The following is a 12,508-nucleotide window of genomic DNA, read 5'->3' as shown; positions in this document are numbered from 1 at the left end:
CAGGCATTGCTGCGTCGTGGCGGCATCGATCGAGCGGGGACGCGGTTGGCTTCGGCCATCGCATGCCGCCGGTCCATCCGCGTTCGCGATGCAACCCGCGCATCATGTGCCGCGCCGCCGGGTCTGACGCGCGGCGCGCTTGAACGGCGCGACGTACGCGAGCGCGCAGACGAAGAACGCCGCCGCGAGCGCCGCCTCGATCCAGCCGAGCCGGTTGCCGGGCGCGCGGTCGGTCATGCCGCGCACGATGCCTTCCGCGAGGTACAGCAGCACCAGCATCGACGCCCATTGCAGCGTATAGACACGCCGCCGCAGCACGCCGGGCAGCGCGAGCAGAAGCGGCAGCGCCTTCAGCACGAGCGCGGTGCCGCCGGGACGCAGCGGCGCGAGCCGCCATTCCCACGCGACGCACAGCAGCGCGAGCGCCGCGAGCGTCACGGCCGCGCCGAGCGCGGCCGCGCGGTTCGACGCGACGCCGCGCGCGGCCACGTCGGCGCTCGTCGGGTCGGCGCTCGCGCCGGTCACGGCCGCCGTTCTCCGAGCGCCGCCGCGGTGCGCGCGAGCCGAGCGCCGAGCGCGAACGCGAGCGCCTTTTCGTCGGCGGAGATGCCGCGTCCCGCCGCGTCCGCGCGCGCGTAATGCGACGCGCCGTACGGCGTGCCGCCGGTCTGCGTGGTCGTCAGCGCGGTTTCCGTGTACGGGATGCCGACCATCAGCATGCCGTGATGGAGCAGCGGCAGCATCATCGACAGCAGCGTGCTCTCCTGGCCGCCGTGCAGGCTGCCGGTCGACGTGAACACGCACGCGGGTTTGCCCGCGAGCGCGCCGGACAGCCATTGCGGCGTCGTGCCGTCGAGGAAGTATTTGAGCGCGGCGGCCATGTTGCCGAAGCGCGTCGGCGAGCCGAGCGCGAGGCCCGCGCATTCTTCGAGGTCGCGTAGTTCCGCGTAGGGCGGTCCGTCGGACGGGATATCGGGCTGGGTCGCTTCGCAGACCGTCGAAACCGGCGGCACGGTGCGCACGCGCGCCTCGGCGCCGGGGATGCTGTCCACGCCCTGCGCGATGGCGAGCGCGAGTTCGCGCGTCGCGCCGTGGCGGCTGTAATAAAGCACGAGTATGGGTTTCATAGGCGGCGTCGGTGGACGGGATATTATAGGGGCTGGGTTGCGCGCACATGCGGCGCGCACCGTTCGACGAAGGCAGGCCAATGGATGTGTTGTCGAGGGTTCGAATCGATCTGGACACCGTGAAGCGGCTGCTGCGCTTCGCGGCGGAGCGCAGTGGCGAGGACCGCATTCCGCAGGTCGCGGGCAGTCTCACGTTCACGACGCTGCTGTCGCTCGTGCCGCTCGCGACGGTCGCGTTCGCGCTGTTCACCGCGTTCCCGATCTTCGCGTCGTTCCAGACGTCGCTGCAGGCGTTCCTCGCGGATCATCTGATGCCGGCGCAGATCAACAGCCAGATCTTCAAATACCTGAACGAGTTCGCGTCGAAGGCGAAGGGGCTGACGACGATGGGGATGATCGTGCTGTTCGTCACGTCGGTGATGACGATGATGACGGTCGAGTCTGCGTTCAACCTGATCTGGCGCGTGCGCAAGCCGCGGCCGTTCGCGCAGCGCGTGCTGGTGTACTGGGCGATCCTGACGCTCGGGCCGATCCTGATCGGCGTGAGCCTGTCGATCTCGTCGTATCTGTTCACGCGCTCGCTGCAACTGGCGAGCGAGCAGAACCTGTCCGCGATGTTCGAATGGGCGCTCGCGGCCGCGACGCTGCCGCTGACCGCGTTCGCGTTCACGCTGCTGTACGTGTTCCTGCCGAACTGCCGCGTCGAGTGGCGCGACGCGGCGGTCGGCGGGATCGCGGCGGCGATCGCGTTCGAACTCGCGAAGCGCGGGTTCGGCTACTACGTGCGGCGCATTCCGACCTACACGGCGGTGTACGGCGCGTTCGCGGCCGCGCCGATGTTCCTGCTGTGGATGTATCTGAGCTGGTTCATCACGCTGGTCGGCGCGATGATCGCGTCCGCGCTGCCGGAGATCCGCACCGGCCAGTTCAGCCGGCCGAGCTTTCCGGGCAGCGACCTGCTCGACGCGCTCGAACTGCTCGCGCGGCTCACCCACGCGCGCGACGCCGGGCGGCCGGGCTGCACCGCGAGTTATCTCGCGCGGACGATGCGGCGCGACCTCGCGACCGTCACGCGGCTGTTGCAGGGGCTCGAAGACGACGGGCTGGTCGGGCGGCTGGAGTCCGACGGCGGCGGCAAGACGCGTTTCCTGCTGATCGCGAACCCGGCGCGGATTCCGGTCGCGCGCGTGTTCGGGCGCTTCGTGATCGACCGCCGGGAACTCGCATATCAACTGAACCAGAAGTCGACCCGGGTCGACGCGCAGACGCTGCTCGAAGCGCTCGACAACGACAAGCTGTCCGTGTCGCTCGCGTCGCTGCTGGCCGCGCGGCGGCAGCTCGCGCAGGCCGTTTCCGACGACGGGCAGGCGAGCCCGTCGATGCCGCATCAGGCAGCGTAGCCGGCAGGCCGGGCAGATGTCCCGGCGGCAGATTCCAACGCCGCTGCGCTACAGCGGAATCTTCCCGCGGCAGATATCCGCGAACATCCGCCAGTCGCCCATCAGGCTGTAGACCGGATGGCGGAACGTGGCCGGACGGTTCTTCTCGAACGCGAAATGGCCGACCCACGCGAACGCGTAACCGCAGACGACGGCGGCCGGCAGCCATAACCCGTCGCCGGTGGCGATCGCCATCGCGACGCAGCCGATCACGCCGAGCGTGCCGATGAAGTGCAGCCGCCGCGATACCGGATGGCGGTGCTCGTTCAGGTAGAACGGATAGAACTGCGAGAAGCTCGCGAAATGGTCGGTGCGGGTCTCCTGGCTCATCGTCGTCTCCTTGCCGCGTGTCGGGTCGTTGTGTCGCGCCAGGCAGCGGAATCGATGGATTTCATTGTCCGGCTACCGGAACGGGCGTGCAATCGCGCCGAATGGCCGACATGTAGCGTCGGCGCAGCGGATGCATCGGTCGATGCTGCCCGCAAGCTGCAAGCCGCAAGCCGCAAGCCGCAAGCCGTCAGTAGCTGGCGACACGCTCGCCGCCTATGCCGCCTCAGCGAGCGTTCCCGCGTTCCGTCGCAAACGCATACAGCGCGTCGAGCGTCGCGTCCGGCTGCTCGGTCATCAGCGCGTGGCCCGCGTCGAGCGTCACCGTATCGACCGGCACGCCGGCAGCCGCGAACGCATCCGACAGCGCGCGCGCCGCGCGCGGCGGGGTCATCGCATCGCGCCGGCCGACGATCAGCCGCACCGGGCATTGCACCTTCGCCGCGCTCGCGAGGCCGTCCGCGTAGTCGTTGCACGCGGCAAAGTCGGTGTGGAACAACTGCGGCTCGCCGCGCGCGGACACGCGCTCCATCAGCCGCTGGTTCACGCCGCGCAGCCAGAAGCCGGGGCCGGGGCTCGACGGCTTCGCGGCGAGCGTCGAATGCGACCACTGGTTGACGAGCGCGATCGCGTCCGGCTCGCGTTCGCGGGCGGCGTCGAGCAGCGCGGGCGACACCGTCATCGGGAACGCGGTCGCGACGAGCGCGATGCGCGTCGCACGCTGCGGATGGCGCGCGGCGAATTCCAGCGCGACGAGCGAGCCCATGCTGTGCCCGGCGACGAACGCGCGCGGCACCTGTAACGCGTCGAACAGGGCCGCGAGCCAGTCGGCGAGTCCGCCGATGCTCGCGAGCGCCGGCCCGGCGCTGCGCACGTGGCCCGGCAAATCGACCGCGAGCACGCCGAAACCGTGATTCGCGAAATAGCGCGACTGCAATCCCCATACGCTGTGATCGTGCTCCGCGCCGTGCACGAACACCGCGACCGGCCGCGTCCGGTCGAACGGCTGGCCGCCGGTGTAGGCATAAACGGGTTTGCCGTGGACCTCGACGATCATCGCGCCTCCTCGCCCGCGGGCTTCGCCGCCGGCGCGCCCGCCGAAGCCTTCTGCGACGCCTTCAGCGCGCGCTTCAGGTCGTCGATCAGGTCGTCCGGGTCTTCGAGCCCGATCGACAGCCGGATCGTCCCTTCCGCGATGCCGGCCGCCGCGAGCGCGGCGGCGTCCATCCGGAAATGGGTCGTCGACGCCGGGTGGATCACGAGCGAGCGCGCGTCGCCGACGTTCGCGAGGTGCGAGAACAGCGACAGCGCCTCGATGAAGCGCCGGCCCGCCGTGCGGTCGCCGCGCAGGTCGAAGCTGAACACCGCGCCCGCGCCGCGCGGCAGCAGCCGCTTCGCGAGCGCGTGGTCCGGATGGCCCGGCAGTTCCGGGTAGGCGACCGACTCGACCGCGTCGTGGGCGGCGAGAAACTCGACGATCCGCCGCGTGTTCGCGACGTGCCGCTCCATCCGCAGCGGCAGCGTCTCGATCCCCTGCAGCAGTTGCCACGCGGCCTGCGGATGCAGGCACGCGCCGAAATCGCGCAAACCCTCGCGGCGCGCGCGCAGCAGGAACGGCGCGACCGTGCTTTCCTCCGCGAACACCATTCCGTGAAAACCCTGGTACGGCTCGGTCAGTTCCGGAAAGCGGCCCGACGCGTCGAAGTCGAACGTGCCGCCGTCGACCAGCACGCCGCCGATCGTCGTCCCGTGGCCGCCGAGAAACTTCGTCGCGGAGTGATACACGAAGTCCGCGCCGTGATCGAACGGTCGCAGCAGCCACGGCGTCGTGAACGTCGAATCGACCAGCAGCGGCACGCGGTGCTCGTGCGCGATCTGTGCGACGGCGCCGAGGTCGAGCACGTCGAGGCCCGGGTTGCCGAGCGTCTCGCCGAACAGCAGCCGGGTATCCGGCCGCAGCGCCGCGCGCCACGCGTCGAGGTCGCCCGGCTTCACGAACGTCGTTTCGATGCCGAAGCGGCGCAGTGTGTAGTTCAGCAGGTTGTGCGAGCCGCCGTACAGCGCGCCCGACGCGACGATGTGCGAGCCCGCGCCCATCAGCGTCGCGATCGCGAGATGCAGCGCGGCCTGGCCGCTCGCGGTGCCGATCGCGCCCGCGCCGCCTTCGAGCGCGGCGACGCGCTCCTCGAACACGGCGACGGTCGGGTTCGAGATCCGCGAATACACGTGGCCCGCGCGCTCCATGTTGAAGAGCGCGGCCGCGTGGTCCGCATCGCGGAACGTGAACGACGTGGTCTGGTAAATCGGCGTCGCGCGGGCGCCGGTCGCGGGGTCGGGCGCGGCGCCCGCGTGCAGCGCGAGCGTGTCGAAACGGGTGTCGGGCATCGTGGCGGCGCGGCCCCGGCGGGCCGGCAAGGGGTCGGTGGTGCGGGCATCGTAACATCGGCAGCGCCGCCGGATCGCGCGTTGGGGATCTGCATAAACCCTGATGGCGCTTGTTTTTTCGGGCCGGCGCGGCGAATCCGGTCGCTTTCCTTTTGTCGGCCTTTCCGCTAGGATCGAAAACAGGTATCTCTCTCTTCCCCATCTCCCACAATCCCGCCAGCGTCGTCAGGAGACACATCATGCGCGTCAGCGACATTCTCAAGGTCAAGGGCAACGCCCTGTACACGGTCACGCCCGATACGTCGCTGCACGACGCGGTCAACACGATGGCCGAGCGCGACATCGGCTCGCTGGTGGTGATGGAGTACGGCGATCTGGTCGGCATGCTGACGTTCCGCGAAATCATCCTGACGCTGCGCACGAACGGCGGCAGCGTCGGCTCGACGACGATCCGCAAGGTGATGGACGACCATCCGATCACCTGCACGCCGGAAACCGACGTCAACGAAGTGCGGCGGATGATGCTCGAACACCACGTCCGTTATCTGCCGGTGATGGACAGCCGCGCGCTGATGGGCGTGATCTCGTTCTACGACGTCGCGAAGACCGTCGTCGAGGAGCAGGGTTTCGAGAACCGCATGCTGAAGGCGTATATTCGCGACTGGCCAGACGACGAACAGCGTCCGGCAGCGCAGTAAGCCCGTTGTCGGACGGCGGCGCGGCCTCGGGCCGCCCGCTGTCGAAGATCAAGAAAAAGCGCGCGTGAGGCGCGCTTTTTCATGTGCGCGGCCCGGTCGCGCATCATCGAGTTCCCGTTTTTCTTTTTCCATGAGCGATCGTCCGATTCCCGCCGCGCGCCGCGCGGCCCGCGCCGACGGCGAGCACCCGTCGCAGTTCCGGCTGCTGCGCGAGCGCCGTTTCGCGCCGTTCTTCTGGACGCAGTTCCTCGGCGCGATGAACGACAACGTGTTCAAGATCGGCTTCACGTCGCTCGTCACGTACCAGGCGGCGCGCTTCTCGGGCGTCGATCCGGCGACGGCCGCGTTTATGATTTCCGCGATCTTCATCGCACCGTTCCTGCTGTTCTCCGCGACGTCCGGCCAGATCGCGGACAAGTACGACAAAGCGCTGCTGACGCGCTGGGTCAAGACCTTCGAGATCGCGGTGATGCTGGTCGGCGCGGCCGGCTTCTGGCTGCACAGCGCGCCGCTGCTGTACGCGTGCACGTTCCTGATGGGCGTGCATTCGACCGTGTTCGGGCCGGTCAAATACGCGTATCTGCCGCAGAACCTCGACGAGCACGAGCTGGTCGGCGGCAACGGGCTCGTCGAAATGGGCACGTTCGTCGCGATTCTCGTCGGCACGATCGTCGGCGGGCTGGCCGCCGGGATCGGCGCGCGCGCCGGCACCGCGGGCGGCGCGGTGTGGCTCGGCGGCATCTGCATCGCGGTCGCGGTAGCCGGGCGCTTCGCGTCGTCGTTCGTGCCGCCGTGCGCGCCGTCGCAGCCGGGCCTGACGATCAACTGGAACCCGGTCAGCGAGACGTGGCGCAACCTGAAGCTCGCGCATCGCGACCGCACCGTGTTCCTGAGCCTGCTCGGCATTTCGTGGCTGTGGTTCGTCGGCGCGACGTTCCTCGCGTCGTTCTTCAACTTCGCGAAGGACGTGCTGTCCGCCGACGCGGACGTCGTGACGCTGCTGCTCGCGATGTTCTCGCTCGGCATCGGGATCGGTTCGCTGCTGTGCGAGCGGCTGTCGAAACGCCGCCTCGAAATCGGCCTCGTGCCGCTCGGCTCGATCGGCATCAGCGTGTTCGCGATCGACCTGTTTTTCGCGAGCCATGCGCTGCCGCGCGCGGGGCATCTGCTGTCGGTCGGCGAGTTCCTGCGGACGTCCGCGCACTGGCGCGTGCTCGCGGACCTGTTCCTGCTCGCGATGTTCGGCGGCTTCTACAGCGTGCCGCTGTACGCGCTGATCCAGAGCCGCAGCGAGCCGAGCCATCGCGCGCGGATCATCGCCGCGAACAACATCCTGAATTCGCTGTTCATGATCCTGTCCGCGCTGATGGCGATCGGCTTGACCGCGGCGGGCGTCGGCATTCCGGGCCTGTTCCTGACGACCGCGCTGCTGAACGTCGTGGTCGCCGCGTACATCTATGCGCGGGTGCCGGAATTCCTGCTGCGCTTCGTCGCGTGGCTGCTCGTGCATACGGTCTACCGGATCCGCGTCGTGCACGCGGAGCGGATTCCGGCGCGGGGGCCGGCGGTGCTGGTCTGCAACCACGTGAGTTATGTCGATGCGCTCGTCATCATGGCCGAGAGCCCGCGGCCGATCCGCTTCGTGATGGATCACCGGATCTTCGCCACGCCGTTCGCGGGCTGGGTGTTCCGTCATGCGAAGGCGATTCCGGTTGCGCCGGCGCACGAAGATCCGGCGCGACTCGCGGCCGCCTACGACCAGTGCGCGAGCGCGCTCGCGGACGGCGAACTGCTGTGCATCTTCCCCGAGGGCAAGCTGACCGGCACCGGCGAACTGAATCCGTTCCGCCATGGCGTGATCGAAATCCTGAAGCGTTCTCCGGTGCCGGTCGTGCCGATGGCGCTGCGCGGGCTGTGGGGCAGCGTGTTCTCGCGGCACGCGGCGTCCGGGCTGGAGCGGGCGGTGGGACGCGGGCTGACCAGCCGGTTGACGCTCGCGGTGGGCGAGCCGCTCGATCCGGACACGGCGACGCTGGACCGGTTGCAGCAGGCGGTGGCGGCGTTGCGCGGGGCGCGACGATAGGGCGGCGTTGACGGCCGCCGCGCGGCCCGCGCCACGCGGCAACCCGTCCGGACTGGCATAATCACGGATTCCCCGTTTTACTTTGGACGACCGCCATGTCCGGCAACACGCTCGGTACGCTTTTCACCGTCACCACCTTCGGCGAGTCCCATGGCCCCGCGATCGGCTGCGTGATCGACGGCTGCCCGCCGGGCCTGTCGCTGGCCGAAGCCGACATCCAGCTCGAACTCGACCGCCGCAAGCCCGGCACGTCGCGCCACGTGACCCAGCGCCAGGAAGCCGACCAGGTCGAGATCCTGTCCGGCGTGTTCGAAGGCCTCACGACCGGCACGCCGATCGCGCTGCTGATCCGCAACACGGACCAGCGCAGCAAGGACTACGGCAACATCGCGGAGACGTTCCGCCCGGGTCATGCGGACTACACGTACTGGCAGAAGTACGGGATTCGCGACTATCGCGGCGGCGGCCGTTCGTCCGCGCGGCTCACCGCGCCGACCGTCGCGGCGGGCGCGGTCGCGAAGAAGTGGCTGCGCGAGCGTTTCGGCGTCGAGGTGCGCGGCTACATGCGCTCGCTCGGCGAGATCGACGTGCCGTTCGTCGACTGGAAGCACGTGCCGGAGAACCCGTTCTTCGTGCCGAACGCGGAGGTCGTGCCGCAGCTCGAAGCGTACATGGACGCATTGCGGAAGGACGGCGACTCGATCGGCGCGCGGATCAACGTCGTCGCGAGCGGTGTGCCGGTCGGCTGGGGCGAGCCGCTGTTCGACCGGCTCGACGCGGACATCGCGCACGCGATGATGGGCATCAACGCGGTGAAGGGCGTGGAGATCGGCGCGGGTTTCGCGAGCGTCGCGCAACGCGGCTCGCAGCACGGCGACGAACTGACGCCGAACGGCTTCCACGGCAATCACGCGGGCGGGGTGCTCGGCGGCATCTCGACCGGGCAGGACATCACCGTGTCGATCGCGATCAAGCCGACGTCGAGCATCCGCACGCCGCGCCGCTCGATCGACAAGGCGGGCGATGCGGCGACTGTCGAGACGTTCGGCCGCCACGATCCGTGCGTTGGCATCCGCGCGACGCCGATCGCCGAGGCGATGCTCGCGCTCGTGCTGATCGACCATGCGTTGCGCCATCGCGCGCAGTGCGGCGACGTCGTGGTGATGACGCCCAAGATCGCGGCGAGCGACGAATGAGGCCGGCGCGCGTGAATTTGCGCGCTTGAGCCGCCACGAAAAACGCCGCGTGACGCGGCGTTTTTTCATGGGCGTGAGTGAGTCTCACATGTTCGGATAATTCGGCCCGCCGCCGCCCTCGGGCGTGACCCACACGATGTTCTGCGTCGGGTCCTTGATATCGCAGGTCTTGCAGTGCACGCAGTTCTGCGCGTTGATGACGAGGCGCTCGCTGCCGTCGTCGTTCTTCACGAACTCGTATACGGCGGCCGGGCAGTAACGTCCCTCCGGACCCGCATAGGTGCGCAGGTTCACGTCCACCGGCACGCTCGCGTCCTTCAGCGTCAGGTGCGCGGGCTGGTTCTCCTCGTGGTTCGTGTTCGAGATGAACACCGACGACAGCCGGTCGAACGTCAGCTTGCCGTCCGGCTTCGGATACTCGATCGGCTTGCTCTGCGACGCGGGTTTCAGCATCTCGTGGTCGCGGTGCTGGTGATGCAGCGTCCACGGCACGTTGCCGCCCAGCAGCTTCTGCTCGATGCCGACCATCAGCGTGCCCAGATACAGGCCCTTGCTCATCCACTGCTTGAAATTGCGCGCGCGGTACAGTTCGCCGTGCAGCCACGACTGTCTGAACGCCTCCGGATACGCGGCCAGTTCGTCGTTCTGGCGGCCGGCCTGCACCGCGTCGAACGCCGCTTCGGCCGCGAGCATGCCGGTCTTGATCGCCGCGTGCGAACCCTTGATCCGCGACGCGTTCAGGAACCCCGCGTCGTCGCCGACCAGCGCGCCGCCCGGGAACACCAGTTTCGGCAGCGACATCAGCCCGCCGGCGGTGATCGCGCGCGCGCCGTACGACACGCGCTTGCCGCCTTCGAGGAACTTGCGGATTTCCGGATGCGTCTTGTAGCGCTGGAATTCCTCGAACGGCGACAGGTACGGATTCGTATAACCGAGGCCGACGACGAAGCCGACCATCACCTGGTTGTTGTCGATGTGATAGAGGAACGAGCCGCCGTAGGTCTGCGAGTCGAGCGGCCAGCCGGCGGTGTGGATCACGAGGCCGGGCTGGTGTTTCGCCGGATCGATCTCCCACAGTTCCTTGATGCCGATGCCGTACACCTGCGGGTCCGCGTCGCGGTTGAGCTTCAGCTTCTCCTGCAGCTGGCGGCCGAGGTGGCCGCGCGCGCCTTCGCAGAACAGCGTGTACTTCGCGTGCAGTTCCATGCCGAGCTGGAAGTTTTCGGTCGGTTGACCGTCCTTGCCGATGCCCATGTTGCCGGTCGCGACGCCCTTCACGGAGCCGTCATCGTTGTACAGCACTTCGGCGGCGGGAAAACCGGGGAAGATCTCGACGCCGAGCGCCTCGGCCTGCTGGCCCAGCCAGCGCGTGACGTTCGCGAGGCTGACGACGTAGTTGCCGTGGTTCTTGAAGTTGTCCGGCAGCGCCCAGTTCGGCACGGGCTTCGCGCTGGTCTCCGACAGGAACAGGAAGCGGTCCTCGGTGACGGGCACGGTGAGCGGCGCGCCTTTTTCCTTCCAGTCGGGGATGAGTTCGTTGATGGCGCGGGGGTCCATCACCGCGCCGGAGAGGATATGCGCCCCGATTTCCGAGCCTTTTTCCAGCACGCACACGCCGATTTCGACGCCCTTGTCCTGCGCCAACTGCTTCAGGCGGATCGCCGCCGACAGCCCGGCCGGGCCGCCGCCGACGATCACCACGTCGTATTCCATCGATTCGCGCGGGCCGTATTGCTCCAAAAGACTTGCGGGGGTCATCAAAGCTCCTCTTGCCATTAGAATACTTTTTTCGGGTTCGTATTGTCCGGGAAGGTCCTCCGGGCCGCAACCCGAGACGCAGAGATTAGCACGGTCGTTCTGTTTCAAGCGAGCATCGGGCGCAAAGCGCGTCGCGTCGATGCCCGGCTTCCGCACTACGTTGCAGGTTCAACCAGGAAAAACCGTAATGGGCCGTTCGATCAATCTGGAAGGCAAGGTGGCGATGATCACGGGCGCGTCGAGCGGTCTCGGCAAGCGCTTCGCACAGGTGCTGTCGCAGGCGGGCGCGAAGGTCGTGCTCGCGAGCCGGCGCGTCGAGCGTCTGAAGGAACTGCGCGCGGAGATCGAGGCGAGCGGCGGCGCCGCGCATGTGGTGTCGCTCGACGTGACCGACTACCAGAGCATCCGCTCGGCGGTCGCGCACGCGGAGACCGAGGCCGGCACGATCGACATCCTCGTGAACAATTCGGGCGTGTCGACCACGCAGAAGCTCGCCGAGGTGACGCCCGCGGACTTCGAATACGTGTTCGACACGAACACGCGCGGCGCTTTTTTCGTCGCGCAGGAAGTCGCGAAACGGATGATGATGCGCGGCAACGGTGGGGGCGCGAAGCCGGCGTACCGGATCATCAACATCGCGTCGATGGCGGGGTTGCGCGTGCTGCCGCAGATCGGCCTGTACTCGATGAGCAAGGCCGCGGTCGTGCACATGACGAAGTCGATGGCGCTGGAGTGGGGCCGCTACGGGATCAACGTGAACGCGATCTGCCCGGGCTACATCGACACCGAGATCAATCACCATCACTGGACGACCGACCAGGGGCAGAAGCTGATGTCGATGCTGCCGCGCCACCGCGTCGGCAAACCCGAGGACCTGGACGGTCTGCTGTTGCTGCTGGCCGCCGACGAGTCGCAGTTCATCAACGGCTCGGTCATCGCCGCAGACGACGGCTTCGGGCTGGCCTGACCGGCGCGGCCCGCTCGCTGTCTGTCAGACGTCAGACTCGGCGCATTTTTTTATCCGCAAGAAGAAGTTCGATGACTGATTACCATCCTGTATTCGAGATGTCGATGCCGATCCGCTGGGGCGACATGGACGCGTTCGGCCACGTGAACAACACGGTCTATTTCCGCTACATGGAACAGGTCCGCATCTCGTGGTTCGAGCACGTCGGAATCGGCGGCGGCAACGGCGAAGGGCAGGGGCCGGTGATCGTCAACGCGTCGATGGAATTCCTCAAGCAGTTGCACTACCCGGGCGACATCGTATGCCGGATGACGGTCGGCCAGCCCGGCCGCAGCAGTTTCGACACGGGCTTCGAACTGCGCCGCGCGGACGACCCGGACACGCTGTATGCGCGCGGCAACGCCCGCTGCGTGTGGGTCGACTACGCGGCCGGCAAGTCGGTGCCGATGCCGGACCTGCTGCGCACGACGATCGAACAGGCGCCGCTCGTCAAGATCTGACCGCGTCTCGCCAGGCGGGCCGCGTCGC

12 protein-coding genes are annotated in these 12,508 nt (G+C 68.0%); 6 read left to right on the top strand and 6 right to left on the bottom strand.

The window, feature by feature from the left end:
- Positions 1-102: 102 nt before the first annotated feature.
- The gene (locus BLV92_RS12650) at positions 103-525 is read right to left on the bottom strand and encodes a DUF2069 domain-containing protein (protein WP_177197987.1); all 423 of its coding nucleotides are present in this window, start codon (positions 523-525) and stop codon (positions 103-105) included.
- Complete coding sequence (gene wrbA / locus BLV92_RS12645; RefSeq protein WP_090545373.1) at positions 522-1,127, bottom strand: NAD(P)H:quinone oxidoreductase; 606 nt, start codon at positions 1,125-1,127, stop codon at positions 522-524. Before wrbA ends, BLV92_RS12650 begins: the two co-directional genes overlap by 4 nt.
- An 80-nt stretch (positions 1,128-1,207) precedes the next feature.
- On the opposite strand from wrbA, the gene BLV92_RS12640 reads away from it, so the two are divergent.
- Positions 1,208-2,527, top strand: a complete 1,320-nt coding sequence (locus BLV92_RS12640) for a YihY family inner membrane protein (protein WP_177197988.1) — start codon at positions 1,208-1,210, stop codon at positions 2,525-2,527.
- Between the two features lie 48 nt (positions 2,528-2,575).
- Here BLV92_RS12640 and BLV92_RS12635 read toward each other — a convergent pair whose 3' ends face one another.
- The 3 genes from BLV92_RS12635 to BLV92_RS12625 all read right to left on the bottom strand — a co-directional run bounded on the left by BLV92_RS12635 (position 2,576) and on the right by BLV92_RS12625 (position 5,278).
- Positions 2,576-2,896 carry an Mpo1-like protein gene (locus BLV92_RS12635; RefSeq protein WP_090545372.1) on the bottom strand — a complete coding sequence of 107 codons (321 nt, stop codon included), beginning with the start codon at positions 2,894-2,896 and terminating at the stop codon, positions 2,576-2,578.
- 223 nt (positions 2,897-3,119) lie between these two features.
- Entirely contained in the window at positions 3,120-3,950 is an 831-nt protein-coding gene (locus BLV92_RS12630) for an alpha/beta fold hydrolase (RefSeq protein ID WP_090545370.1), read from the bottom strand.
- Complete coding sequence (locus tag BLV92_RS12625) at positions 3,947-5,278, bottom strand: O-acetylhomoserine aminocarboxypropyltransferase (RefSeq protein WP_090545369.1); 1,332 nt, start codon at positions 5,276-5,278, stop codon at positions 3,947-3,949. The genes BLV92_RS12630 and BLV92_RS12625 overlap by 4 nt, the downstream gene beginning before the upstream one ends.
- 239 nt (positions 5,279-5,517) lie before the next feature.
- Between BLV92_RS12625 and BLV92_RS12620 the strand changes: the two genes are divergently transcribed.
- From BLV92_RS12620 to aroC, 3 genes are all read left to right on the top strand, one after another.
- A complete protein-coding gene (locus tag BLV92_RS12620; RefSeq protein WP_090545367.1) occupies positions 5,518-5,976 on the top strand; it encodes a CBS domain-containing protein in 459 nt (152 codons plus the stop codon).
- A gap of 130 nt (positions 5,977-6,106) precedes the next feature.
- Positions 6,107-8,059 carry an MFS transporter gene (locus BLV92_RS12615; protein ID WP_090545365.1) on the top strand — a complete coding sequence of 651 codons (1,953 nt, stop codon included), beginning with the start codon at positions 6,107-6,109 and terminating at the stop codon, positions 8,057-8,059.
- Positions 8,060-8,154: 95 nt separating this feature from the next.
- Positions 8,155-9,255 carry a chorismate synthase gene (gene aroC / locus BLV92_RS12610; RefSeq protein WP_090545363.1) on the top strand — a complete coding sequence of 367 codons (1,101 nt, stop codon included), beginning with the start codon at positions 8,155-8,157 and terminating at the stop codon, positions 9,253-9,255.
- A gap of 84 nt (positions 9,256-9,339) precedes the next feature.
- On the opposite strand, the gene BLV92_RS12605 is transcribed toward aroC, so the two are convergent.
- Positions 9,340-11,013: an electron transfer flavoprotein-ubiquinone oxidoreductase gene (locus tag BLV92_RS12605; RefSeq protein WP_090545361.1), complete on the bottom strand. Its 1,674-nt coding sequence runs from the start codon at positions 11,011-11,013 to the stop codon at positions 9,340-9,342.
- A gap of 187 nt (positions 11,014-11,200) precedes the next feature.
- On the opposite strand from BLV92_RS12605, the gene BLV92_RS12600 reads away from it, so the two are divergent.
- Both BLV92_RS12600 and BLV92_RS12595 read left to right on the top strand, forming a co-directional pair.
- Positions 11,201-11,980: an SDR family oxidoreductase gene (locus BLV92_RS12600; RefSeq protein ID WP_090545359.1), complete on the top strand. Its 780-nt coding sequence runs from the start codon at positions 11,201-11,203 to the stop codon at positions 11,978-11,980.
- Between the two features lie 71 nt (positions 11,981-12,051).
- Entirely contained in the window at positions 12,052-12,480 is a 429-nt protein-coding gene (locus BLV92_RS12595; protein ID WP_090545357.1) for an acyl-CoA thioesterase, read from the top strand.
- Positions 12,481-12,508 lie beyond the last annotated feature (28 nt).

It is taken from the genome of Paraburkholderia caballeronis, from assembly GCF_900104845.1.
GTDB lineage: Bacteria > Pseudomonadota > Gammaproteobacteria > Burkholderiales > Burkholderiaceae > Paraburkholderia > Paraburkholderia caballeronis.
This window is presented reverse-complemented; position numbering and strand designations above follow the sequence as displayed.

What these genes read in the sequence shown, in the direction of transcription:
- BLV92_RS12635 (WP_090545372.1), bottom strand. Translation starts at nt 2,896, where the DNA reads ATGAGCCAGGAGACCCGCACCGACCATTTCGCGAGCTTCTCGCAGTTC.
- BLV92_RS12640 (WP_177197988.1), top strand. Translation starts at nt 1,208, where the DNA reads ATGGATGTGTTGTCGAGGGTTCGAATCGATCTGGACACCGTGAAGCGG.
- BLV92_RS12615 (WP_090545365.1), top strand. Translation starts at nt 6,107, where the DNA reads ATGAGCGATCGTCCGATTCCCGCCGCGCGCCGCGCGGCCCGCGCCGAC.
- wrbA (WP_090545373.1), bottom strand. Translation starts at nt 1,127, where the DNA reads ATGAAACCCATACTCGTGCTTTATTACAGCCGCCACGGCGCGACGCGC.
- BLV92_RS12620 (WP_090545367.1), top strand. Translation starts at nt 5,518, where the DNA reads ATGCGCGTCAGCGACATTCTCAAGGTCAAGGGCAACGCCCTGTACACG.
- BLV92_RS12595 (WP_090545357.1), top strand. Translation starts at nt 12,052, where the DNA reads ATGACTGATTACCATCCTGTATTCGAGATGTCGATGCCGATCCGCTGG.
- BLV92_RS12605 (WP_090545361.1), bottom strand. Translation starts at nt 11,013, where the DNA reads ATGACCCCCGCAAGTCTTTTGGAGCAATACGGCCCGCGCGAATCGATG.
- BLV92_RS12600 (WP_090545359.1), top strand. Translation starts at nt 11,201, where the DNA reads ATGGGCCGTTCGATCAATCTGGAAGGCAAGGTGGCGATGATCACGGGC.
- aroC (WP_090545363.1), top strand. Translation starts at nt 8,155, where the DNA reads ATGTCCGGCAACACGCTCGGTACGCTTTTCACCGTCACCACCTTCGGC.
- BLV92_RS12630 (WP_090545370.1), bottom strand. Translation starts at nt 3,950, where the DNA reads ATGATCGTCGAGGTCCACGGCAAACCCGTTTATGCCTACACCGGCGGC.
- BLV92_RS12625 (WP_090545369.1), bottom strand. Translation starts at nt 5,278, where the DNA reads ATGCCCGACACCCGTTTCGACACGCTCGCGCTGCACGCGGGCGCCGCG.